Origin of the sequence: Longilinea arvoryzae (assembly GCF_001050235.1) — a bacterium.
GTDB classification, from domain to species: domain Bacteria; phylum Chloroflexota; class Anaerolineae; order Anaerolineales; family Anaerolineaceae; genus Longilinea; species Longilinea arvoryzae.
Map to the genome: position 1 here is coordinate 2,385,421 of NZ_DF967972.1, position 21,906 is coordinate 2,407,326.

22 protein-coding genes are annotated in these 21,906 nt (G+C 57.2%); 19 read left to right on the forward strand and 3 right to left on the reverse strand.

Annotated features, from left to right (window positions below):
* Positions 1 to 152: 152 nt before the first annotated feature.
* The 15 genes from tpiA (at position 153) to LARV_RS10675 (ending at position 14,826) form a co-directional block, all read left to right on the forward strand.
* A complete protein-coding gene (gene tpiA, locus LARV_RS10605; RefSeq protein ID WP_075073607.1) occupies positions 153 to 911 on the forward strand; it encodes a triose-phosphate isomerase in 759 nt (252 codons plus the stop codon).
* A gap of 8 nt (positions 912 to 919) precedes the next feature.
* Complete coding sequence (locus tag LARV_RS10610) at positions 920 to 1,678, forward strand: hypothetical protein (protein ID WP_075073608.1); 759 nt, start codon at positions 920 to 922, stop codon at positions 1,676 to 1,678.
* A 263-nt stretch (positions 1,679 to 1,941) separates the two neighbouring features.
* Positions 1,942 to 2,421, forward strand: a complete 480-nt coding sequence (locus tag LARV_RS10615) for a 4Fe-4S dicluster domain-containing protein (RefSeq protein ID WP_075073609.1) — start codon at positions 1,942 to 1,944, stop codon at positions 2,419 to 2,421.
* A 1-nt stretch (position 2,422) separates the two neighbouring features.
* A complete protein-coding gene (locus LARV_RS10620; RefSeq protein ID WP_075073610.1) occupies positions 2,423 to 4,228 on the forward strand; it encodes an aldehyde ferredoxin oxidoreductase family protein in 1,806 nt (601 codons plus the stop codon).
* Between the two features lie 134 nt (positions 4,229 to 4,362).
* Positions 4,363 to 4,641 carry a MoaD/ThiS family protein gene (locus tag LARV_RS10625; protein ID WP_075073611.1) on the forward strand — a complete coding sequence of 93 codons (279 nt, stop codon included), beginning with the start codon at positions 4,363 to 4,365 and terminating at the stop codon, positions 4,639 to 4,641.
* 24 nt (positions 4,642 to 4,665) lie between these two features.
* Positions 4,666 to 6,522: an NADH-quinone oxidoreductase subunit 5 family protein gene (locus tag LARV_RS10630; RefSeq protein ID WP_075073612.1), complete on the forward strand. Its 1,857-nt coding sequence runs from the start codon at positions 4,666 to 4,668 to the stop codon at positions 6,520 to 6,522.
* An 8-nt stretch (positions 6,523 to 6,530) separates the two neighbouring features.
* The gene (locus tag LARV_RS10635) at positions 6,531 to 7,682 is read left to right on the forward strand and encodes a proton-conducting transporter transmembrane domain-containing protein (protein ID WP_075073613.1); all 1,152 of its coding nucleotides are present in this window, start codon (positions 6,531 to 6,533) and stop codon (positions 7,680 to 7,682) included.
* Entirely contained in the window at positions 7,661 to 8,143 is a 483-nt protein-coding gene (locus LARV_RS10640; RefSeq protein WP_075073614.1) for an NADH-quinone oxidoreductase subunit B family protein, read from the forward strand. Before LARV_RS10635 ends, LARV_RS10640 begins: the two co-directional genes overlap by 22 nt.
* Positions 8,144 to 8,146: 3 nt before the next feature.
* Entirely contained in the window at positions 8,147 to 9,055 is a 909-nt protein-coding gene (locus LARV_RS10645) for a respiratory chain complex I subunit 1 family protein (RefSeq protein ID WP_075073615.1), read from the forward strand.
* A 27-nt stretch (positions 9,056 to 9,082) separates the two neighbouring features.
* Positions 9,083 to 9,652 carry a 4Fe-4S dicluster domain-containing protein gene (locus LARV_RS10650; protein WP_075073616.1) on the forward strand — a complete coding sequence of 190 codons (570 nt, stop codon included), beginning with the start codon at positions 9,083 to 9,085 and terminating at the stop codon, positions 9,650 to 9,652.
* Positions 9,649 to 10,074, forward strand: coding sequence for an NADH-quinone oxidoreductase subunit C (locus tag LARV_RS10655; protein WP_083522491.1), 426 nt, complete (start codon positions 9,649 to 9,651; stop codon positions 10,072 to 10,074). The genes LARV_RS10650 and LARV_RS10655 overlap by 4 nt, the downstream gene beginning before the upstream one ends.
* Positions 10,075 to 10,089: 15 nt before the next feature.
* A complete protein-coding gene (locus LARV_RS10660; RefSeq protein ID WP_075073618.1) occupies positions 10,090 to 11,169 on the forward strand; it encodes a hydrogenase large subunit in 1,080 nt (359 codons plus the stop codon).
* A 230-nt stretch (positions 11,170 to 11,399) separates the two neighbouring features.
* A complete protein-coding gene (gene moaA / locus LARV_RS10665) occupies positions 11,400 to 12,386 on the forward strand; it encodes a GTP 3',8-cyclase MoaA (protein ID WP_075073619.1) in 987 nt (328 codons plus the stop codon).
* Positions 12,387 to 12,398: 12 nt separating this feature from the next.
* Positions 12,399 to 13,070, forward strand: a complete 672-nt coding sequence (locus LARV_RS10670) for a response regulator transcription factor (protein WP_075073620.1) — start codon at positions 12,399 to 12,401, stop codon at positions 13,068 to 13,070.
* Complete coding sequence (locus LARV_RS10675) at positions 13,060 to 14,826, forward strand: sensor histidine kinase (RefSeq protein WP_075073621.1); 1,767 nt, start codon at positions 13,060 to 13,062, stop codon at positions 14,824 to 14,826. The genes LARV_RS10670 and LARV_RS10675 overlap by 11 nt, the downstream gene beginning before the upstream one ends.
* Here the strand turns inward: LARV_RS10675 and upp are convergent.
* Entirely contained in the window at positions 14,808 to 15,434 is a 627-nt protein-coding gene (gene upp / locus LARV_RS10680; RefSeq protein ID WP_075073622.1) for a uracil phosphoribosyltransferase, read from the reverse strand. The two genes, LARV_RS10675 and upp, sit on opposite strands and share 19 nt — an antisense overlap.
* Positions 15,435 to 15,505: 71 nt before the next feature.
* Between upp and ruvB the strand changes: the two genes are divergently transcribed.
* The 3 genes from ruvB to LARV_RS10695 all read left to right on the forward strand — a co-directional run bounded on the left by ruvB (position 15,506) and on the right by LARV_RS10695 (position 18,359).
* Positions 15,506 to 16,534, forward strand: a complete 1,029-nt coding sequence (gene ruvB, locus LARV_RS10685; protein WP_075073623.1) for a Holliday junction branch migration DNA helicase RuvB — start codon at positions 15,506 to 15,508, stop codon at positions 16,532 to 16,534.
* Between the two features lie 104 nt (positions 16,535 to 16,638).
* The gene (queA, locus tag LARV_RS10690) at positions 16,639 to 17,658 is read left to right on the forward strand and encodes a tRNA preQ1(34) S-adenosylmethionine ribosyltransferase-isomerase QueA (protein WP_075073624.1); all 1,020 of its coding nucleotides are present in this window, start codon (positions 16,639 to 16,641) and stop codon (positions 17,656 to 17,658) included.
* Between the two features lie 11 nt (positions 17,659 to 17,669).
* Positions 17,670 to 18,359: a uracil-DNA glycosylase gene (locus LARV_RS10695; RefSeq protein WP_075073625.1), complete on the forward strand. Its 690-nt coding sequence runs from the start codon at positions 17,670 to 17,672 to the stop codon at positions 18,357 to 18,359.
* Between the two features lie 58 nt (positions 18,360 to 18,417).
* On the opposite strand, the gene LARV_RS10700 is transcribed toward LARV_RS10695, so the two are convergent.
* Positions 18,418 to 19,233, reverse strand: coding sequence for a plastocyanin/azurin family copper-binding protein (locus LARV_RS10700; protein ID WP_075073626.1), 816 nt, complete (start codon positions 19,231 to 19,233; stop codon positions 18,418 to 18,420).
* A gap of 248 nt (positions 19,234 to 19,481) precedes the next feature.
* Between LARV_RS10700 and LARV_RS10705 the strand changes: the two genes are divergently transcribed.
* Positions 19,482 to 20,474, forward strand: a complete 993-nt coding sequence (locus LARV_RS10705; protein WP_083522493.1) for an alpha/beta fold hydrolase — start codon at positions 19,482 to 19,484, stop codon at positions 20,472 to 20,474.
* A 105-nt stretch (positions 20,475 to 20,579) separates the two neighbouring features.
* Here the strand turns inward: LARV_RS10705 and eno are convergent, their stop codons facing one another.
* Positions 20,580 to 21,875, reverse strand: a complete 1,296-nt coding sequence (gene eno, locus LARV_RS10710; RefSeq protein WP_075073627.1) for a phosphopyruvate hydratase — start codon at positions 21,873 to 21,875, stop codon at positions 20,580 to 20,582.
* Between the last annotated feature and the right edge of the window lie 31 nt (positions 21,876 to 21,906).

Genomic DNA, 21,906 nt, shown 5'->3' on the forward strand with positions numbered 1-21,906 from the left:
CCTAAAATTGTCCTTCTTTCCGGTCTTTACAACTTGGCAAATCCGGTATAAAAAAGAATGGTCTGCAAGTGGAATTTCGCATCCAATCCCAAACCACTTCAAGGTCAGCCATGGCCGAAAAGAAGTGAGAATATTATCCACAAGAGGTATTCATGAGAAAACCATTCGTTGCTGGTAACTGGAAAATGAACATGACGGTCGAGCAAGCGCGCGCCCTGGTAGCCGATATGCTGCCCGGTCTGCAAGCCGTCTCCTCTGTCGAACGGGTGATCTGCCCCCCCTTCACGGCTTTGATGGCTGTTTCGGCGATGCTGGCCGGCACCGATATCAAATTGGGCGCGCAGAATTTGCACGCCAAGGCATCCGGCGCATATACGGGCGAAGTCTCGCCGGCCATGGTTAAAGAATTCTGCAGCTACGTCATCATCGGGCACTCCGAGCGCCGGCGCGATTTTGGCGAGACGGATGAGATCGTTAACGCCAAAGTCAAAGCCGCCTTCGGGGTAGGGCTGATGCCGATCGTGTGCGTGGGTGAAACGCTCGAAGAGAACGAATCCGGGCGCACGACCGAGGTGGTCACCCGCCAGGTGAAGCAAGGCCTGAAGGATTTAAGCCCCGAACTGGCTCCGGCGTTGGTAATCGCATACGAACCGGTGTGGGCGATTGGCACCGGGCGGGCTTCCACTGCCGAGGCTGCCAATCAGGTCATCGCCGAAACCATCCGCAAACCGCTGGCCGAAATGTTCGGCAAGGACGTCGCCGAAGCGGTGCGAATTTTGTACGGCGGTTCGGCGAACGCTGCGAATGCGGCGGAATTTTTCGGCATGCCTGAGATCGACGGCGCCCTGGTGGGCGGCGCCAGCCTGAAAGCGGCAGATTTTGCAAAGATCGTTGCGGCGGACGTAAAGTAGACCCGCGAATGCCCGTGCCTGTCGATGGGCTGGTTTTTTTCGCGCTTAGCCTGGCGCTGTTTTGGGTCGTCCAACGCTGGCTGCACCGCGAGTTGCAGGCGGTGCTGTTGCTGCTCACGCGCAATCCTTCCGCCGCGATCGGAATCTTTTCGCTGCTGTTCTTCCCGGGTGTATTGCTGCATGAGACCAGTCATTTTCTCATGGCGCGGCTGCTGGGCGTGCGCACCGGCAAGTTCTCGCTGATTCCGCAGACAACGCCGCAGGGTTCGCTGCGCCTGGGATATGTGGAGACGGCGCGCGCGGATTGGCTGAGGGATACCCTGATCGGCATGGCTCCGCTGTTGACCGGTGGGGTGTTGATCGCCTGGCTGGGTCTGAGTCGACTGCAATTGCTGCCCGTTGGAACGGCGATTTTGACCAGCAATTGGAAGGATTTGCCGGGTCTTTTGAGCGGCGTTTTTTCTGTGACGGATTTTTGGCTCTGGTTTTACCTGGCCTTCGCAGTCAGCAGCACCATGCTGCCCTCGGCATCCGACCGGCAGGCCTGGTTGCCGTTGGGATTGGTGCTTCTGGGACTGCTGATCATTGCCATCACTGCCGGGGCCGGGATGTGGATGCTGGAGAATCTCGCTCCGGGGCTGAACCAGATCCTGCGCGGTTTATCGGCTTTGTTCAGTGTCAGCCTGGTGGTTCATTTGATTTTGGGAATACCCATTTGGTTGTTCCGGTTGTTGATCTGCCAGATGACAGGCTTGCAGGTAGTTTGAAGAGACAGCGGCTCATTCGAGCCGCTGTTTTTATCGATAGATACCTCGAATCAGGTATGTGAATTTAGTCACACTAACGATGTACACAGGAACGAAATTTGATATCCTATACCCAGGTGGCCTGCGTAAATAAACATAGCAAAGGCCCAGCTCGCAGACTACCTGACATTTTATAGAGGCCCAATCATCCCGACCCACGGCCTGATTGCGTTGCGGATGATCCCCTATGCCCACCCCTCAACATATTTTATAAGGAAGGAAAGATGGCCAAAGTAATCATGATCCACCCTGACCGGTGTACCGGTTGCCGGAATTGTGAACTTGCCTGCTCTTTCAAGCATGAACAAGAATTCCGGCCGCGCGCTTCTCGTGTACATGTATTTACATGGGATCGTGAAGGCGCTTCTGTTCCGATGATGTGCCAGCACTGCGAAAGCGCCGCCTGCGTGGCGGTCTGCCCGACCGGTGCCATGCACCGTAACGCGCCAGACAGCCTGGTCGAATGGGACGCCACTCGCTGCATCCGCTGCCGGATGTGCACGCTGGCCTGCCCGTTTGGCAATGTCGTCTATGACGCCAAGACCAGCGGTATTCTCAAGTGCGATGTTTGCGACGGCGATCCTGAATGTGTCAAGTTCTGCCCGAACAATGCGCTTGAATATGTGGACGATACTCTGGCCACGCGCTCACGCAAGAAGGCATTCTCTGCTAAGTTTAAAGAAGCTTTTGCGGAGGTAAAGTAACATGTACGGTTGGACTGGAACGATTCTACGTGTCAATTTGACCACCGGAAAAGTCTCCCGCGAAGCCATCGACCCCCGCATGGCAAAGTTGTTCATCGGCGGCCGCGGTTTGGCTGAGAAGATATATACGGATGAGGTCGATTCGAAAGTTAAGGCCCTCAGCGCAGAGAATAAAATCATCTTCGCGACGGGACCGTTCACCGGTACATTTGCTCCTTCCGCCGGTCGTTACATGGTCATCACCAAGGGGCCATTAAACGATACCCTGGCCTGCTCGAACTCGGGCGGTTCTTTTGGCGCCGAGTTGAAGTATGCCGGTTATGACATGATCATCGTCGAAGGCAAGGCGGATCATCCGGTTTACCTGTGGGTCAACGACAACAAGGTTGAAATCCGCGATGCACGCCATATCTGGGGCCAGATGGTGCCGGATACCACGGACATGGTCCGCGCTGAAACGGATGAAGATGCCAAGGTGGCCTGCATTGGTCCTGCCGGTGAAAAACTGGTGCTTTATTCCTGCATCATGAACGAAATGCACCGCGCGGCCGGCCGCACCGGCGTTGGCGCTGTGATGGGTTTCAAGAACCTGAAGGCGATCGCCGTTTCTGGCAGCGGTTCAGTCAAGGCTGCCAATAACGAAACCTTCATGAAGGCCGTGCTCAACGCGCGCGGCAAGATCAAGGCTCATCCCGTTGGCGGCGCCGGCCTGAAGGCCTATGGCACCGATGTGTTGGTGAACATCCTCAACGAAATCGGTGGTCTGCCCACCCGCAATTATCGCGATGGTTATGATCCCAAAGCGAACAATGTCGGCGGTGAAACCCTCTCGGCCACATTGCTGCGGCGCCCACGTGGCTGCTTCTCCTGCATCATCAGCTGCGGCCGCTCCACCAAGATCACCAATCCCAAGTACGCCGGTGAAGGCGAAGGCCCTGAATACGAAAGCGCCTGGTCGTTTGGCCCGGATTGCGGCATCGATGATATCGAAGCCGTCACCAAGGCGAATTTCCTGTGCAACGAACTCGGTCTGGACACCATCACCATGGGCGCGACCATCGCCTGCGCGATGGACCTGTACACCGATGGCGTCATCACCACCAAGGATACCGGCGGTGTGGCGCTGCCCTTTGGCGCGGCTGAGACCATGGTTGAAATGGTGCGCCTGACCGGTATGCGCGAAGGCTTTGGCGACAAGCTGGCGCTCGGCTCCTACCGCCTGGCGGAAAGCTTCGGCCATCCTGAATACTCGATGACCGCCAAGAAGCAGGAAATGCCGGCTTACGATCCGCGCGCTGTCCAGGGCATTGGCCTGAACTACGCGACCAACAACCGCGGCGGCTGCCATGTGCGTGGCTACACTGTGGCCGTGGAAGTGCTGGGCAACCCGGTCAAGATGGACAACCTGGCGACCGAAGGCAAGGCTGGCCTGGATATCACCTTCCAGAACCTGACGGCTGCCCTTGATTCCAGCGGCGCGTGCCTCTTCTCCACCTTCGGCCTCGGTGCCGATGAACTGGCCGAGATGTTGAGCGCGCTGACCGGTTTGGATTACTCGGTGGATGAGTTCATGAAGGCCGGCGAGCGCATCTGGAATCAGGAACGCCTTTGGGACCTGGAGATCGGATATACCAAGGCGGATGACATGGTCCCCACCCGCCTGACCACCACCCCGTTAGCAAGCGGTCCTTCCAAGGGCAATATCTCCCATGTTCCTGAGATGATGCCGGAGTATTACCAGCTGCGGGGTTGGGACAAGAACGGTGTGCCCACCAAAGAAAAGCTCGAAGCCCTTTCGCTTGCATAGAGGGTGAGCGGCAAGCTTATTGGTAGGGATTGAAGATGAAAGCGTCCTGAGCAGGCGTATTTCTTTACCGGTAACCTCCTGTTCGGGACGCTTTCCTGCGCCGAAATCAATTATCTCTGATTTCCTCATTGAATATGAAGATACGTTGTTACGCCTATTTTCGGGATATTTTAGGGAGCAGCAGTTTTGATTATGACAGAACTGCGAACTCCCTTGGCGCCCTGCTGGACGATTTTTCGACCCGCTACGGGCAGCCATTCCGAAAATGGGTTTATGAACCGGACGGGAAGACCTTCAGCCATATGGTCATCATATTGATCAACGGCAAGGATGCCCGTGATTTACAAGGTTTGGATACGCCCCTTTCGCCAAATGACACGGTGGTGCTTTTTCCGCCGCTGGCGGGTGGGTGAGGAGTCCAAGAACTGAGGAGCGTTGTGGAAACGAACGCAGTCCTGATCCCCATTGGAGCTTTGTTTGCCGGAGTGCTTATTCTTCTGGTGGCCAACAAAGCTCTTTCTACGCGAGCCAAGGGTTGGCTGGCATTTATCTGTGGCCTGGTGGCCATGGCAGGCACGCTCAGTCTGCTCCCGCAGGTGATTCAAAACGGCGCAGTCGATTTGTCGCTGTTCGATTGGGATGGATCCATCTCATTCGCGTATCACGTCGACGGGTTAAGCATGGTTTTTGCCCTGATGGCCTCGGTCATTGGCACGGCGATCTTGCTGTACTGCATCCCTTATATGGCTCACGAAGAAGGAACGACGCGCTTTTACGCGTTGATGTTGACCTTCATTGCCGGATTGATTAACCTTGTCTTTTCCGCCAACCTGCTGGTTGCCTATGTATCCTGGGAAATCATCGGGTTGTGCTCATATTTCCTGGTAGGTTTTTGGTACAAGCAAACAGCCGCAGCGCAGGGCGCCCGTAAAGTGTTGATCATGACCCATATCGCGGGCTATGGATTCTTAATCGGTATTTTGCTGCTGGCAGCCCGTTCGGGCAGTTTCATGTGGACCGATCCAGCCGTCGGCGCTTCCTTTTCTACCGGTATCTTCCTGCTGATGCTGGTCGCAGCGATGGCCAAGAGTGTGTTGTTCCCGATCAACACCTGGATTCCGGAAGCGATGAATGCGCCTACGCCGGTTTCGGCTCTGCTGCACTCAGCCTGTTATGTCAAAGCCGGCGTGTATCTGATCGCGCGTATGTATTCTCTGCAGAATCCGTGGGGTGCGGGATGGAACACGCTGGTGCTGGTGATCAGCGCGCTGACGATGCTGATCGGCGCCCTGTTTGCTCTGAAACAGACCGATCTCAAGCGCTTGCTGGCCTATTCGACGATCAGTCAAATTGGCCATATCATCACTGCGCTTGCTTTGGGTACGCCCCTGGGTGTGGCCGCGGGGATTTTCTATGTCATCAACCACGGCCTCTTCAAGGGCACACTCTTCCTGGTCGCAGGGGCCGTGCAGCATGAAACCGGAACCCGGGATATGCGCAAGCTGGGTGGACTGTTCAGCCGGATGCCGGCGACAACGATCATCTGGTTGATCGCCGCGGGCGCCATTGTGGGCGTTCCACTTGGCAACGGTTTCGTGGCCAAATGGCTGTTGCTGGACTCGGCCCTGGATGCCGGCTCTTATGTGATCGTGCTGGTAACCTGGTTGACGAGCGTCCTGACGGCCTTCTACATGCTCAAGGCAACCGTATCCACTTTCTTCGGGCAGTTGCCGCAGGATTTGGAGAAGAAGGGCGTTCACGACGCCGCGCCGGCCATGCGAATCGGCATGGGCGTGCTGGCGGGATTGTGCATCCTGTTTGGTGTGGCTCCCCAGATCCTGATCGGCAGCGTCGTCGTGCCGGCGGTGAAGTCGCTGGGCTTCGAGAATGTACTCCAACTTTCCTGGCTTGGCCTGCACACCGGCACAGCCGGTATCAGTGTCACGTTGGGCGCGGTCGTCGTCCTGGTCGCGATCGTACTGGGTGGTCTGATCTTCTGGATCAGCAAGCCGCGCCCGAATGCAACCGCCAATGTGTTCACCGGCGGTGACCCATTGGTCAGCCCGGATGAAGCCGTATCCAGCACCGATTTCACCGAACTGGTGGAAGAAGCCGTCGAACCGGTGTACAAGGTGACCGATCCCGATCCGGTTTATCTGGCGATATGGAGCGGGATCAAAGCTGCGGCCGGTTGGCTGGATCGAATCGCACGCAAGGCTGGCGAAGAACGTCCGCTGTTGGCAGCGCTGGCGCTGGCTGTTGTGGTTGCAGCAGTCATCTGGTTGGGAGCGTGAGGTGAAAGATGATCAATCTTGAGAAGTGGAATCTGGTCTTTGGCCTGACGCTTGCCATTTTATGGATCGCAGTTGCCTGTATCGCCAGAGCGATCAAGCAGGGCGACCGGCGTTGGTGGGGAGTCGCTGCCGGAGTGGGCGCTCTTTCGATCGTCAGCCTGTTCTTTACCGGCGTCGCGCGGGTAGTCCTTCTGGACACGACAGCCCTGCTGGCCGTAGCCCTGGTCTGGCTGGGCGGATCTTCCGATGCGAAGAAAGCTGCCCGGACGTATCTCTTCCTGCTGATCCCGGCGCTGGTGTTCATCGCGCTGGGCATGGTGTTGGGCGGTGGAAATGCTGCCGCGAACAGCCCGGCCATGAAGGCCGCCGCCATTTTGTTGATCGTCGGTTTTGGGCTTAAATTGGCCCTGATGCCTTTCTATTTCTGGCTGCCCGGCGTGGCTGAAACCGTGCCGGCATTGACGACGGCAGTGATCGTCTCGATCGTCGACATCGCCTCCTTCAGCGAACTGGTTCACCTGTGCGAGACGATGGCCGGTTTGTTCGAAGGGTACAGCGCAATCTGGCTTGGCATCGGGCTGCTGTCGATGTTCGGCGGGGCATTGCTGGCCCTGGCTCAGAAAGATCTCAAACGCATGCTGGCCTTCTCGACCATCGATGACCTGGGATACCTGATCCTGGGCCTGACCGTGGGTGGCGAAGTGGGCCTGCAGGGCGCGCTGTTCGGCGCTTTGAGCCACGCAGTCTGCAAGGTCATCCTTTTCGGCGCGGTGGCGGTGGCGGAAAACCGAATGGGCCATTCGATCACTTTAGCTGACGGCGGCCTGGCCGCCCGTTTCCCGGTCAGCGGGGCTGCTTTTATCGCCGGTTCGCTGGGCATGCTGGGCGTGCCGCCGACGATTGGCTTCCTCGGCCGCTGGCGTCTTTATCAAACCGGGGTGGCTCTTGGCGGCGCCTGGTTGGGAATTGCGATGGCTGCGGCAACCGCGCTGGCGCTGTTGTACTATGTGCGCGCCATTCACCGCGTCTGGTTGGGGCCTGTTCAGGGCGAGAGCAGCAATCCTGAGCCTGGTCTTTCCAAAATGGTTTTGATCGTGCTGGTCGTGGCGGTGGTTGCGTTGGGCATCTACCCGGGTCTGTGGACCGGGCTGCTGCGTTGAGCCAGAACAGGAGAATTATTATGTCAATTCTTTCACCTTTACTGCGCGCGGCTCGCCGCAAGAGCCCCTGGTTTTACACGGTAAACGCCGGATCGTGCAACGGCTGTGATATCGAGGTGGGGGCAGGCCTGTGTCCGCGTTACGATCCCGAGCAATTCGGCGGGTTGCGACAGGGCAGTCCCAAGCACGCGGATATCCTGATCGTTACCGGGCCGATCACTTTGCGCACGAAGCAGGCCTTAGTGGATATCTACGCTCAAATGCCATCTCCGAAAGTCGTCGTGGCGGTGGGTTCGTGCCCTGCCACGGGCAATGTGTTTACCGGTAGCCCGAGCGTCTGCGCCCCGCTCGAATCCTTGATCCCGGTGGACGTTTATGTTCCGGGTTGTCCGCCGCGGCCGCAGGATATCCTGCGCGGTTTGAAACAGGCAGCCCAGTTGCTGGCGGAAAAGGAGGCCTGAGATATGAATACGATTGGCTCTTTCCTCCTGGCTGTGCTGGTCTGGCCTGGACTGATCGTGAGCGCTTTACTGGGTTGGACTTACCTTTGGATGGGTCGTAAATTGACGGCCCGCCTGCAAGGACGCCAGGGCCCGCCTTTCTTCCAGCCGTTCTTCGATTTCGTCAAGCTGGCCGGCAAGAAGACGATCGTTCCGGTGGGCGTCAATCCCGGGTTGTTCTACGGGTTGCCTCTGGTAGCTGTGCTGGGCGTGGTGTTTGCACTGGCGCTGCTTCCACTTCCCGGAAATCTCACGCCGTCTTTTTCCGGCGACTTGATCCTGGTGGTGTATCTGCTCGAAATGCCGGGAATCTGCACGGTGCTGGCCGGTTATGCAAGCCGTTCGTTATACGGCCAGGTCAGCGCTTCGCGTGAAGCGGTGATGCTGCTGGGCTACAACCTGCCTTTCCTGGCAGCCCTGATCGCCCTGGCAGTGCAGGCTGGCAGTTTCGAGCTGGCCAAGATTGCAGCCGCACCGTGGTCTCCGGTTCATATTCTGGCCGGACTCGCGTTCCTGATCTCGATCCCGGCTCGTATCCGCTCGAATCCCTTCTCCATCCCCAACGCCGAACAGGAAATCGTCGCCGGTGCGACGACCGAGTTCAACGGCTTACCGCTGGCTCTGTTCGAACTGGCTCACGGCATGGAGCTGGTCGGAATGCTCGGACTGTTTGCCGCGCTGTTCTTCCCGAGCCTCATCAGCGGCGGCCTGGGACTGGTCTGGTATGTGCTGATCAGCCTGGTGCTGGTCGTCTTGGTGACCGTACTGGCGGTGAGTACAGCTCGCCTGCGGTTGAATCAAGCGTTCCGCTTCTACTGGCTGTGGGGCGCGTTGACGGCTGTCGCTGCCTTTGCGGCTGCCGTAATCTGGTAATCCTCAGCCGTGAGAACGGAGGTAAAAATGGGGATTTGGAAAATCCTGAAGCAAAATCTGGCCGGTGGGTCGCGCACCCTGCGTCCCGAACAGGCCGTTGAATATCCGCAGCATTTTCGTGGCGCCCTGCTGCATAATACCAATCATTGTACCGGCTGCGGAACCTGCGCCTACGTGTGCTCACCGGGCGCGATCGTGATCGAAAATCGCGAACCCGCCGGCCTGGTGTGGAACTACAACGCCGCGCAATGCACCTATTGCGGCCGGTGTGTCGAGTACTGCACGACGACGGCCCTGTCTTTCGATCAAAAACCGACCAAAATCAACAGCGATCTGGCGGCCTTCAAGGTACATCACGCGGTCGAAATGGTCCAATGCAGTCGCTGCAAGACGCCCTTTGTGCCGCTGCCGGCCCCGGTTCTGGTGAAGTTGTACGGCGATCCGCTGCCGGAGGAAATTCAAAACATCCGATTCTTATGCGAAAAGTGCCGCAAGAAGGTGGCGACGCGCCATCTCAAGGAAGCTTCGCGCGGTCAGATGGCACGCCGGGGATCCGATTTGATTTCAACCAGGAAAGCGGAGGAAAGTAAAGAATGACAGCCCCAATAGTAAGCTTAGAGAAACTGTCTTCCGCTTCAGGCTGGACCCTTGTGCACGGCGTCTGGATCATTACGCTGGCCGGCGGCGAAATCGTTGCGGCGGTTTCACAGATGCTCGCCCAAAAAGCGCGCCTGATGGGCATTACGGCCCGGGCGATGGGTGATGAGACGCAATTGAGCTATAACTTCTCGTTTCAAGATGAGATTTGCAGCCTCAAGGTCATGACTCAGAGCCAGCACATGCCATCGGTCACCCCGCTCACGCCTGCGGCGAACTGGGCAGAACGCGAAGCGCAGGACCTCTTCAGCGTCACCTTCGACGGTCACCCCGCGCCGCGCCGTTTGATCCTCCCGTCCCCATTGGCGACCGGAATTTTCCGGCAACCGGGCGGCAGCGATAGCAAGAAGCAACAGGCATAGCCAGGAGAGAATAGCATGCCATATACCATCCCGATTGGACCTTATCACCCGGCACTGGAAGAGCCCTATAAATTGAGCGTGACCTGCAAGGGTGAAATTATTGAGAAAGCGGATATCGAAATTGGTTTCAGCTTCCGCTCGATCGAACTGCTGGCGCAACGGCGCAACTACATCCAGGATTTAACCCTGGTGGAACGGGTTTGCGGCATTTGCTCGAGTGTGCATACGGCCACGCTGGCGATGGCGGCCGAAAAGCTGGCTGGCATCGAAGTGCCCGCCCGCGGCAGGTATATCCGCACCATCATGCTGGAGTTGGAACGCCTGCACTCCCATTTGTTGTGGGCCGGCATCGGCGCCGAGGTTCTGGGCTACCAGACCGTGTTTATGGAAGCCTTCAACCTGCGCGAACGCGTGATGGACCTACTGGAACGCGTCTCCGGCAATCGCGTGCATTATGCCGCCAACGCGATCGGCGGTGTGAATTTCGACCTGACCGAACCGGATGTCGTGCTTGGGGTCGTGCGCGAGATCAAGGATAAACTGGCCAACGTTATCGTTCCGGCCTTTATGGAGTCAATCACCCTCAAAGGGCGCGTGACCGAAGTCGGTCCGCTCTCCAAAGAAGATGCGCTTGCCTATGGGGCAGTGGGCCCGCTGGCGCGCGCGTCAGGGTTGGCGACGGATATCCGTCAGGACCGGCCTTACGCGGCCTACCAGGAACTGGGCTTCAAGATCGTTACCGCTGAAGGCGGAGATGTCAAAGCCCGGATTGTGGTGCGCGCCATGGAAATGCTCGAAAGCGTGCGTTTGATCGAGGCTGCCCTGGAGAATCTTCCGACCGGGCCGGTACGGATCGCAGATCACTTCCCGGTGATTCCGGCCGGCGAAGTCGTGATGAATTCGGAAGCCCCCCGCGGTGAGTTGTTCTACCATCTGGTTTCGGATGGCAGCGATATTCCCCAGCGTTTGAAGATCCGCACGCCATCGTACGTGAATATCCCGGCCATCCAGGCCATGGTGCACGGTCAGCATCTGGCGGATCTCCCGATCATCCAGGCATCCGCTGATCCCTGCTGTTCGTGCACGGACCGGTAATCGATCCGCACCGACATTTTCTCCTCGCCTGGGAATAGGTTCGTCCCCCGACCGGGTTCCTGGCGAAGACTGGCACCCTCGCGTTTTGAGTCATTCAACGAAGCACCCCGCGAGGGTGCTTTATTGATCCGATTAATGCAAATGTCACCCAAAATGGGGAAATACGTTTGCATCTCCCTTCGCTTCCAATGATACAATTAGGATAGCCATCCTAATAGAATAGGATTATTATGCTTATCGATACCATTGGTCGAAAGATCACTTATTTACGAGTGTCCGTCACAGATCGGTGCAATTTCCGGTGCGTCTATTGCCAGCCTCCGGAAGGCGCGCAATGGAAATCCCATGAAGAAATCCTTCGCTATGAGGAAATTGCCGAGATCGTTGGCGTTATGGCGGCTGAGGGCGTGCATGCGGTGCGTTTGACCGGCGGTGAACCCTTGGTTCGCCCGTATTTAGCCAACCTGGTGCGCATGCTGGCAGCCATACCGGGCATCGACGACATCAGCCTGACGACCAATGGTTTCTTATTGGAACAACAGGCTGCCGAGCTGGCTGAGGCCGGTCTGAAACGAATCAACGTCAGCCTGGATACGATGAAACCGGAATTGTTCAAGCGCATCACGCGCGTGGGCACTATCGATCAAGTGATGCGGGGTCTGGATGCGGCCGAGAAATCCGGTTTGACCCCCATTAAAATCAACATGGTGGTTATGCGCGGGATCAATGATGATGAGATTGTTCCGATGGCCCGCCTGAGCCTCAACCACCCCTGGAACGTGCGCTACATCGAATTGATGCCCATTGGAAACCAGTCCCCCTGGGGCGATGGTTTCCCGGCTCCTTCCTCTATGTATTACCCCATTCAGGATATCCGCGACCAGCTTGAACCGCTGGGGCTCCAGGAAGTCCATGGAAAAAGCGGCAACGGCCCCGCGAAGGAATACCGTTTGGACGGCGGGCTCGGGCGCATTGGAATGATCGCGGCCATTGGCGAAGCCTTCTGCGGCGACTGCAATCGCCTGCGCCTGACAGCGGACGGTTTCTTGCGGCCGTGTCTGATGAGTGACTGGGAAGTCAATATTAAAGAGGCGCTACGCGCCGGTAAACCCATTCTCCCTTTGATCCAACAGACGGTCGAGGCAAAACCTCTCGGGCATGAACTGGCCCACCGTCCCGCGCCAGAGGGACGCTGTATGATGCAAATAGGCGGTTAGGCAAGTGAACCCATGGAAACCTCGATTACACGAATTGTGCTGGTAGAAGATCACCAGATCGTGCGCGAGGGAACCCGTCAACTGCTCGAGCAGGTGCCGGATTTTCGCGTTGTCGGCGAAGCTGCAGATGGATTGGAATCGATTGGACTGGTGGAACGCCTCCAACCGGATGTCGTCATCATGGATATTCGGCTGCCTCGCATGAACGGCATCGAGGCGACCCAGATCATCAAAGAACGCTTTCCGGATGTGGAAATCATCATCCTCTCGGCTTATGAGGATGATTGCTATATCTTCCCGCTGTTGGAAAAGGGAGCCAGTGGTTACCTGCTCAAGACATCCAGCGGGAAGGAACTGGAACATGCCATCCGAACCGTGCGGATGGGGGAGACTGCCCTAGATCCGCGCATCGCGCACAAGGTTGTGCAGCGTATCAATCGCCGTCAGCTCTATCGGAGCGCTGAGATGCAGGAGGGCTTGACCCAACGTGAAATGGAGGTCCTCCGGGCGGCTGCGCAGGGGAAGAGCAACAAGGAAATCGCAATCTTCCTTTCGATCAGCGCCGGAACCGTTCAGGTGCATTTCCGCAACATCTTTGAAAAATTAGGCGTCACCAGCCGGACAGAGGCCGTAACCAACGCAATCGGCAAAGGGTGGATCTCTCTTGACGAAAATGAGAGATAAACACTGGCTGTACGAAATCCGTTTTCAAAACCGGGTGATTCTCATTACGCTTCTGCCGGTGATTGCCCTCACCCTGGTCAGTATTTTGATTGCCATCGTTGCCTATCAAAGTCTGACTCGCAATCTGGTCCTGGATCGCAACACGGGATTGGTCAAGGTGGCCGCCAATAGCGTTACGCAGGAATTCGACAACCAGCTCACCCTTCTTCAATCCACAGCGGATGCGCTGTCGCAGCATCTGGGCGATGTGCCGGCTCAGCAAGCCTTACTGGAAAACTGGGAACCCCTGCTGCGAAGTTTTGAGGGGGGCATCAATTTCCTGGACACGGATGGATACGCCGTTGCGGCGACCTCGGCTGCAAAGTCCCGCCTGGGACTCAACTATGCCTTTCGTTCGTACTATCAGCAGGCCTGGGAGCAAAAAGCCCCCGTTTTTTCACCGTTTATTTCAGAAGTACCCTCAGGTTCGCCGGCCGTTGTCATCGCAGTGCCGGTGTTTCAAGACAGCCAGATGCAGGGCCTGCTCATCGGGGTGCTTTTTGTTGAAAAGCATCTATGGCCTGAGGTAATACAGGATCTGCAGGCAAACGTGGGCGCTCAGGCCTTCCTGATCGATTCACAGGGGACCATTCTTTACCACCCTCAAAAGGATTTGATCGGAACGAAGTTGAAGGATGATCCGGTATTGCGTGAGATGCAAAGCTCATCTCAAGCCCTGAGCCGGTTGGATAATTCAGATGGAGACGGCGGGAGGGTGATTTCTTACGCGCCGATCAGTGCCATGGGTTGGGGCATCATGATGACCGAACCCTGGAGTCAATTGATGCAGCCGGCGCGACCCTATCTGTATATCATCCCTGGATTGATGCTGGTCGGACTTCTATTTAGCGTCGTTCTGTTATTGTGGATGCTGCAACGAAATATCTCGCCTTTATCCCGACTCCTGAAAGAAACCCAGAACGTCGCCGAGGGAGGTGAGTTTCACGACGTGCCGATTGCCGGACCGCCGGAAATCACCCTTCTGCTCACCACCTTCAACCGGATGATGTCCATCCAAAAGGAACAACGCGAATCATTGCGAAAGTACGCAATGAAAATTCTGGAAACCCAGGAAGAAGAACGCAAACGAATTTCGCGCGAACTGCACGATGAAACCGTGCAGGACCTGGTGGGCTTATCCCAGCGGCTCGAATTATGCCACACGGCCATCGTAAAGGATCCCCAAGCCGCACGAATCCGCTTGCGCGAACTCCAGACGCTGATCAACCGCGCCATTATCGATGTGCGGCGCATGAGCAATGATCTCCGCCCGCTGATTCTGGAGGACCTGGGATTGGCGGCGGCGGCGCGAATGATGTGTAGAGCGCTCGAACAGGATTTGCCGACCGCGGAAGTCGACTTTGAGGTCATCGGGCCGTCTTATCGATTGCCCTCCGAGCTGGAATTGGTGACCTTCCGGGTGATCCAGGAAGGTCTAAATAACATTCGCAAGCACGCCCGCAGCGCCACCCATATTGAGGTGACAATCGAATTTAAAGAAGATGACCTCGAAGCCAGGATCATCGATAATGGACCTGGCTTCGAGGTCGTTAAGCCCGCAAATTTGATGCAGCAGGGGCACCTGGGCCTGGCGGGCATGGCTGAGCGGATTTCGCTGTTCGACGGCTCTCTGGAGATTATTTCCACGCCCGGCGCAGGATGCTGTGTCAAGCTCCTGCTGCCTTATTCGCCCGCCAATCAGGCCGTGCCGAACTGACGATCGCCTGCATCGCCAAGGCCGGGGACGATGTATCCTTTTTCATTCAGGTGGTCATCGATGGCGGCCAGATAAATCGGCACATCCGGATGCTGGCGCTGCATCAAGGCAATCCCTTCGGGCGCGCCGATCAATCCGACGAACTTGATTTTGGAAACACCCCACCGTTTCAGCACTTCCACGGTCGCGGTGGCTGAGCCGCCGGTTGCCAGCATGGGATCCAGGATCAGGCAGACGGAAACGGTCGGTTCGATGGGTAATTTATTATAATATTCGACCGGTTTGAGGGTTTTTTCATCCCGATACAGGCCAATATGCCAGACTTCGGCGGAGGGCATGAGCTCCCAAAAGCCTTCCACCATTCCCAGACCGGCGCGTAAGATCGGAACCAAACCAATTTTTTCCTTTAATTGAGCCGCCCTGGTGATCGCGAGCGGCGTTTGCACGTCGACAGGGGTGGTGACCAGGTCGGCTGTAGCCTCATAGGCGAGTAAACCCGCGATTTCACGCACCAGCTCACGGAACTTCTTGGGTTCTGTGGCGACGTCGCGCAACTTGCTGAGTTTATGAGCAATCAGCGGGTGGGGTGAAACATAGACATTGGACATATCAGTCTCCAATCGGATAGAATGCTGGCCCAATTATAGTCGCTTTATACAGATAAGGTATAATTCAACCCATGAGTGAATCCCCAAAGCGTGTCATTTCCCCCGATCCTCGGCCCGACGACCGTTTGGATCAGGCATTGCGGCCGCGAAAGCTGGCGGAGATTATTGGTCAGGACCAGATCTGTGAGAATCTCGCAATTTTGATCGACGCTGCGCGTAAACGCAACGAGCCGTTGGATCATGTGCTGTTTTATGGGCCGCCAGGCCTGGGAAAAACCACCCTGGCCAACGTGCTGGCCAACGAAATGGGCGTCAATATCAAGGTCACGGCTGGTCCGGCCGTGGAACGCGCCGGCGACTTGGCCGCCATTCTCACCAATTTGCACGCCGGGGACATTCTTTTTATCGATGAAATCCACCGCCTGGGGAAGGCTGTCGAAGAGGTGCTGTATCCGGCCATGGAAGATTATGCGCTGGATATCGTCATCGGCAAGGGACCCTCGGCGCGCTCGATCCGCTTGAAATTACCACGCTTCACCGTCGTTGGCGCCACCACACGGCTTGCTTTGTTGAGCTCGCCGCTGCGGGCGCGGTTTGGGGCAGTCTACCGCCTGGATTATTACGATCCGGCCGCCATGAAAAAAATCGTCGACCGGGCGGCGAAAATGCTCAATGTGCCCAGCCAGGACGGCGGCATCGAAGAAGTGGCCCGACGCGCGCGCGGCACACCCCGCATCGCCTTGCGCCTGTTGCGCCGGGTGCGCGATTTCGCCCAGGTGCGCGCGGACGGGGTGATCGACCGCGATGTGGCCAACCAGGCCTTGAACCTGTTAAATATCGACCCGCTTGGATTGGATGAGGTGGATCAACGGGTGTTGATGACCATCATCCAGAAGTACAATGGCGGGCCGGTTGGTTTGAATACCATCGCGGCCTCGATCAGCGAGGAATCGGACACGATCATGGACGTGGTCGAGCCTTACCTGCTCCAGTTGGGCTTTATCGACCGCACGCCTCAAGGTCGGGTCGCCACCCGGGCCGCCTACGATCATTTCGGGCTGGCCTTCCCCGAGGAAACGCAGCAACCGCGCCTGATCTGAAGATTCTTGGCTTGTCTTCTTCTTTTTCGTGTATTTCGTGGTCTTTTTACTTGTTTGACTGCGATTATTCTTTGATCGAATAATGAAGGGTCATTTGCAATTGTATGAAAACGAGTGATTTCGATTATCCGCTGCCGCTCGAACGCATCGCGCAGACGCCGGTGGAACCCCGCCACAATTCCCGTTTGATGGTATTGAGGCGCGATCGAACTGAAATAGAGCACACAGTCTTTTACCGGGTTGGCGAGTATCTCAATCCGGGTGATCTATTGGTGATTAATCGCACGCGCGTCATTCCGGCACGGATCTACGCGCTCAAAACCACCGGCGGCAGGGTGGAACTGCTGTTGTTGCGCCGGGAAGATGAGACAACCTGGGAAGCCTTGGTAGGCGGAAAGGGCCTGCTGGCAGGCAAGAGAGTTACCATTCCGAACGGGCCGCAGGCCGAGGTGATCGAAGTGCTGGAAGGTTCGCGACGCCGGATTCGTTTTTCGGCGCCGGTTGAGGGCTACCTGCCCAGTATCGGGCAGATGCCGCTGCCGCCATATATCCACACGCATCTCGAAAATCAGGAACGCTACCAGACGGTCTACGCGGATCGGCCGGGTTCGGCCGCAGCGCCGACCGCAGGTTTGCATTTTACGCCTGAATTGATGGGTCAACTCAGGGAACAGGGCGTTCGTTTCGCCGAGGTAACCCTGCACGTCGGGCTGGATACTTTTGCGCCAGTGACCGAGGACGATCCGGGCGAGCATAAGATTCACACCGAATGGTGCGAGCTCAACCCGGAGACCGCGGATCTGATCAACGCCACCCGAAAAGCTGGCCGGCGCATCATCGCCGTCGGGACGACCAGCGTGCGCACCCTGGAATCCGCGGCTCAGAAGGCCGCATCCGGAGACGCGGTGGCGCCGTTCTGCGGCCCGACCAGCATCTTCATCCTGCCGGGTTATACCTTTGGCGCGGTGGACGGGATGATTACCAATTTTCACCTTCCAAAATCAACCTTGATCATGCTGGTCAGCGCGTTTGCCGGGCGAGAACGCATCCTGGCGGCATACCAGGAAGCCATCCGGCTGGAATACCGGTTCTTTTCCTTCGGCGACGCCATGTTGCTTTTATAGGGCCAATCACCATGCCCAATGATTCATCTGCCTGGGAAGCCCTGAACCACGAAATCATCGCCTGCCGCAAATGCCCGCGCCTGGTCGCCTGGCGCGAGGAAGTGGCCCGGGTCAAGCGGCGCGCCTATCAGGATTGGGAATACTGGGGAAAGCCGGTGCCAGCCTTTGGCGACCGGAATGCACGCCTGTTGATCGTTGGGCTGGCGCCCGGAGCGCATGGCTCCAACCGCACCGGGCGCATGTTCACCGGCGATGCCTCGGGCGATTTCTTGTTCGCTGCGCTGCACCGGGCCGGTTTCGCCAGCCAACCCAAAGCGGTCAGCCGCGACGACCCTTTATCGCTGAAGGATGTTCTGATTACAGCGACCTGCCGCTGCGTGCCGCCGGATAACAAGCCGACCCAATCGGAAATGGATAACTGTCGGCCGTTTCTGCAGGCCGAGGTCGACCTGCTGCCGGATCTTCAGGGCATTGTCGCGCTGGGTCAGATCGGATTTCGAACGGCGTTGAGCGTTTACCGGCAGCGCGGTTTTGACCTGCCGGCGCTGAAATTCGGTCACGGCGTGTTTCATGAATTGGGCAACGGATTGCCCTGGCTGGTGGCGTCCTATCATCCCAGCCAGCAAAACACGCAAACCGGACGTCTGACGCCTGCCATGTTCGACGGCATCTGGCAAATGGCGCGCGAAAAACTGGTGTAAATCAAAACAGGCGGTCACCCTCCCATTCGGGAAAATGACCGCCCGTTGGTTTGTAAATCTACGCCACGACGGTAATCGAAGCGATCATGTTCGTATGGTTGGCGCAGTAGTACGTAAAAGAGCCTTCCTTCGTAAAGGTGAATGCGAAGGTGCCACCCTGGTTCAGGGTGCCGCTTGAAAAGGAACCATCATCGGCTGTGATCGTGTGGGGCGCGGAATCCGAATTGGTCCACGTCACCGTCGTGCCTACATGAACGATGAGGTTGTTCGGGGAAAATTGGAAATTGGCGATCGATATCGCGATGTTATTCCCTTCGGTGACGGCCTGACTGCTGTTGGCCGAGGTGTTCTCGTCATATTGGTTGGAAGTGCTGGCGGTATTGCCGGCAGCAGAGGTCACTTTTTCGCCAGCCGGGGATACAACGAACCAGATCGAACCGACATTTTGACCGTTGGTATCGCCGGCTTTCGTATCCTTGATGTAGGTGTATAACGGCCAGCCGTTATAGGTAACCTGCATCGAGCCATCGGTGCGCTGGGTGGTGCCCAGTTTGGTGGCATCGAGTTCGGCGCCGCCGGTCGGCGTGCCGGTGACGATCAGAGGTGGCCAGTTCGTGGCGCAGGTATCGTAACAGGTGCTGGTATTCGGTGTATCTTTGGTGTACAGGTAAAGGGTCATCCCCTGGCTGTTGACCAGGATTTTTCCGTAGCCGGAGTTATCCGCCACGTTGACGGTGATGGCATCCAAATTGCCGGTGGAACCGGCCGCGGTGGGTGCGGCGGTTGGTTGCACCGTACCGGTTGCGTTTCCGCTACAGGCAGTGAGAACAATCATCACTGAAAGAGCGACTGTAAACAGAAGGTTCCGTTTCATATGTTCCTCCATATCCATGGATGATTATATATAGGACAAATAAGGTAATAATTAAGAATGTATTATAAAATGGCAAGAAATTAAACTATTCTTTACAAATCCAGTAAAATTCACCATATTCTTTACAGACGCCCGCGGGATCGCCGGCTTGTTTTTTATCCTGAAGCTCTTAGAATTAAGTGCGAATCGATTTTGTTTCCCATTTCTGCGGGCGTCTTTTCCTGGGACTCTCCCAGAAGGGGGTAAGGGTGAGAATTCGTAAAGCGCTGAAAATCATCGCCATCCTGATTCTGATCGCCATTTTAATCCTGCTGCTTGGCCCGTTTTTCACGCCGGCAGCTCTCGCCTGGGAATATGCCCATGAGATGGAGCTGGCAGAACCGGACAGCCGTTTCATCGAGATCGATGGCATACGCGTCCATTACAAACGAATAGGCGCCGGTGAGCCGGTCATCATCCTCTTGCACGGCTTTGGGGCGAGTGTATTCTCCTGGCGCGAGGTGATGGCGCCGCTGGCGAAACACGCCACAGTCCTAGCCTATGACCGTCCGGGGTTTGGTTTGACGCAGCGCCTGATGCCCGGCGAATGGAAGTGCGAGAATCCGTACAGCGCGCAGGCGCAGGTCGCAATCCTGATCGGGCTGATGGACGAATTGGGGATCGAAAAGGCAATTCTGATCGGCCACTCGGCCGGCGGAACGGTTGCTCTTGCGAGCGCTCAGGCGCATCCGCAGCGGTTTTCAGGGCTGGTGTTGGTCGACCCGGCGGTTTATTCGAGCGGAGGCGCGCCGGAATGGCTCAGACCGCTTTTCAGGCTTCCGCAATACGATCGGATCGGGCCGTGGTTGGTGCGTTCCCTGATGAAAAAGCAGGACGCTCGGCTGATCGAACGGGCCTGGCACGATCCGGGTAAAATCACTCCGGAGATTGTGGCGGGTTACCGGAAGCCGTTTCAGGCCAAGAACTGGGATCGGGCGTTGTGGGAAATGACCCGGGTCACCCATAAGCCGGTGGCGCTGGTCGAGCGCCTTGCCGAGGTTCGGATGCCCGTCCTGGTGCTCAGCGGGGATGACGATCGCATCATTCCGCGAGAACAAAGCCGGCGATTGGCGCAGGAGCTGCCGGACGCCCGATTTGTCGAGATCGCCGACTGCGGGCACATTCCGCAGGAGGAGTGCCCGGATCCATTCCTGAAGACGGTTGGTCCGTTCATCGGCAGCTTCGAGTGGGAAAGGCTGTAATTCACGAAAGGCCGGATTTAGCGGACTGCGTATAGCCACACAATAAAAGATAATAAAAAACGCGCAGCCGGAGAGCTGCGCGTTTTTAGATCTTTGCCGAATGATTTACTTATGCTGGCGAAGGGCATCCCAGCCGGCGTACTTGGCGGTATCGCCCAGTTCGGCTTCGATGCGCATCAACTGATTGTACTTGGCAACGCGGTCTGAACGAGCCGGAGCGCCGGTTTTGATCTGGCCCATATTCAGGGCCACGGCCAGGTCGGCGATGGTGGAATCTTCGGTCTCGCCGGAGCGGTGGGAGGTGACGGCGCGCCAGCCGGCGCGTTGGCAGGTTTCCACAGCTTCGATGGTCTCGGTCAGAGATCCGATCTGGTTGAGCTTGACCAGCAGGGCGTTGGCGGCGTTTTCTTTGATGGCGCGGCGAACGCGTTCGGGGTTGGTGACCAGCAGGTCGTCGCCGACGATCTGGATGCGGTCGCCGACCTCTTTGACCAGCAGCTTCCAGGACTCCCAATCATCCTGTGCCAGGCCGTCTTCGATCGAAACGATCGGATACTGGTCGACCCAATTCTTCCAGAAGGCTACCATTTCCTCGCCGGAGAGCATCTTGCCTTCCTTGCGCAGGTTGTACTTTTTGGCGTCTTCGTCGTAAAGCTCGGAGGCGGCCGGGTCGAGCGCAATGCAGACCTGCTCGCCGGGTTTGTAACCGGCCTTGGTGATGGCTTCGAGGATGACTTCCACGGCTTCGGCGTTGGCCTTCAGTGCAGGTGCATAGCCGCCTTCATCGCCGACCAGGGTGGTATAGCCGCGGTTCTTTAGAACGGTCTTGAGCGCGTGATAGATCTCGGCGCCCCAGCGCAGGCCTTCCGCGAAGGAGGGCGCACCCAACGGCATGACCATGAATTCCTGGGCGTCGGTCGACTGCCAGGCGGTGTGTGCGCCGCCGTTCAGGATGTTCATCATCGGGACGGGCAGGACGTGGGCATAAACGCCGCCGATGTAGCGGTACAGCGGCAGACCCAGGCTGGCGGCAGCCGCTTTGGCGACGGCCAGCGAAGTGCCCAGCACGGCATTCGCGCCCAATTTGGACTTGTTGTGAGTGCCATCCAGCTCGATCATGGTCATATCGATGGCCTTCTGTTCGACGGCATCGAAACCGATCAGGGCGTCGGCAATGTCGCTGTTGACATTTTCCACAGCTTTGAGCACACCCTTGCCATTGTAGCGGGATTTGTCACCATCGCGCATTTCAAGGGCTTCGTGTACACCGGTGGATGCGCCGGAGGGTACGGCCGCGCGGCCCCAGGTGCCATCCGCGAGGATAACTTCTACCTCGACGGTGGGGTTGCCACGAGAATCCAGGATTTCCTGCGCTACGATTGATTCAATTGTTGTGTCCATAGATCTACCTCGTTATAAAATGCTTATGGGA

Excerpts from the sequence above, each read along its gene's own strand:
- queA (WP_075073624.1), top strand. The coding sequence starts at position 16,639 with ATGAAAACGAGTGATTTCGATTATCCGCTGCCGCTCGAACGCATCGCG.
- LARV_RS10660 (WP_075073618.1), top strand. The coding sequence starts at position 10,090 with ATGCCATATACCATCCCGATTGGACCTTATCACCCGGCACTGGAAGAG.
- LARV_RS10675 (WP_075073621.1), top strand. The coding sequence starts at position 13,060 with ATGAGAGATAAACACTGGCTGTACGAAATCCGTTTTCAAAACCGGGTG.
- LARV_RS10635 (WP_075073613.1), top strand. The coding sequence starts at position 6,531 with ATGATCAATCTTGAGAAGTGGAATCTGGTCTTTGGCCTGACGCTTGCC.
- upp (WP_075073622.1), bottom strand. The coding sequence starts at position 15,434 with ATGTCCAATGTCTATGTTTCACCCCACCCGCTGATTGCTCATAAACTC.
- LARV_RS10670 (WP_075073620.1), top strand. The coding sequence starts at position 12,399 with ATGGAAACCTCGATTACACGAATTGTGCTGGTAGAAGATCACCAGATC.
- LARV_RS10645 (WP_075073615.1), top strand. The coding sequence starts at position 8,147 with ATGAATACGATTGGCTCTTTCCTCCTGGCTGTGCTGGTCTGGCCTGGA.
- LARV_RS10615 (WP_075073609.1), top strand. The coding sequence starts at position 1,942 with ATGGCCAAAGTAATCATGATCCACCCTGACCGGTGTACCGGTTGCCGG.
- eno (WP_075073627.1), bottom strand. The coding sequence starts at position 21,875 with ATGGACACAACAATTGAATCAATCGTAGCGCAGGAAATCCTGGATTCT.
- LARV_RS10695 (WP_075073625.1), top strand. The coding sequence starts at position 17,670 with ATGCCCAATGATTCATCTGCCTGGGAAGCCCTGAACCACGAAATCATC.
- ruvB (WP_075073623.1), top strand. The coding sequence starts at position 15,506 with ATGAGTGAATCCCCAAAGCGTGTCATTTCCCCCGATCCTCGGCCCGAC.
- LARV_RS10700 (WP_075073626.1), bottom strand. The coding sequence starts at position 19,233 with ATGAAACGGAACCTTCTGTTTACAGTCGCTCTTTCAGTGATGATTGTT.
- LARV_RS10655 (WP_083522491.1), top strand. The coding sequence starts at position 9,649 with ATGACAGCCCCAATAGTAAGCTTAGAGAAACTGTCTTCCGCTTCAGGC.
- LARV_RS10625 (WP_075073611.1), top strand. The coding sequence starts at position 4,363 with ATGAAGATACGTTGTTACGCCTATTTTCGGGATATTTTAGGGAGCAGC.
- LARV_RS10620 (WP_075073610.1), top strand. The coding sequence starts at position 2,423 with ATGTACGGTTGGACTGGAACGATTCTACGTGTCAATTTGACCACCGGA.
- moaA (WP_075073619.1), top strand. The coding sequence starts at position 11,400 with ATGCTTATCGATACCATTGGTCGAAAGATCACTTATTTACGAGTGTCC.
- LARV_RS10650 (WP_075073616.1), top strand. The coding sequence starts at position 9,083 with ATGGGGATTTGGAAAATCCTGAAGCAAAATCTGGCCGGTGGGTCGCGC.
- LARV_RS10610 (WP_075073608.1), top strand. The coding sequence starts at position 920 with ATGCCCGTGCCTGTCGATGGGCTGGTTTTTTTCGCGCTTAGCCTGGCG.
- tpiA (WP_075073607.1), top strand. The coding sequence starts at position 153 with ATGAGAAAACCATTCGTTGCTGGTAACTGGAAAATGAACATGACGGTC.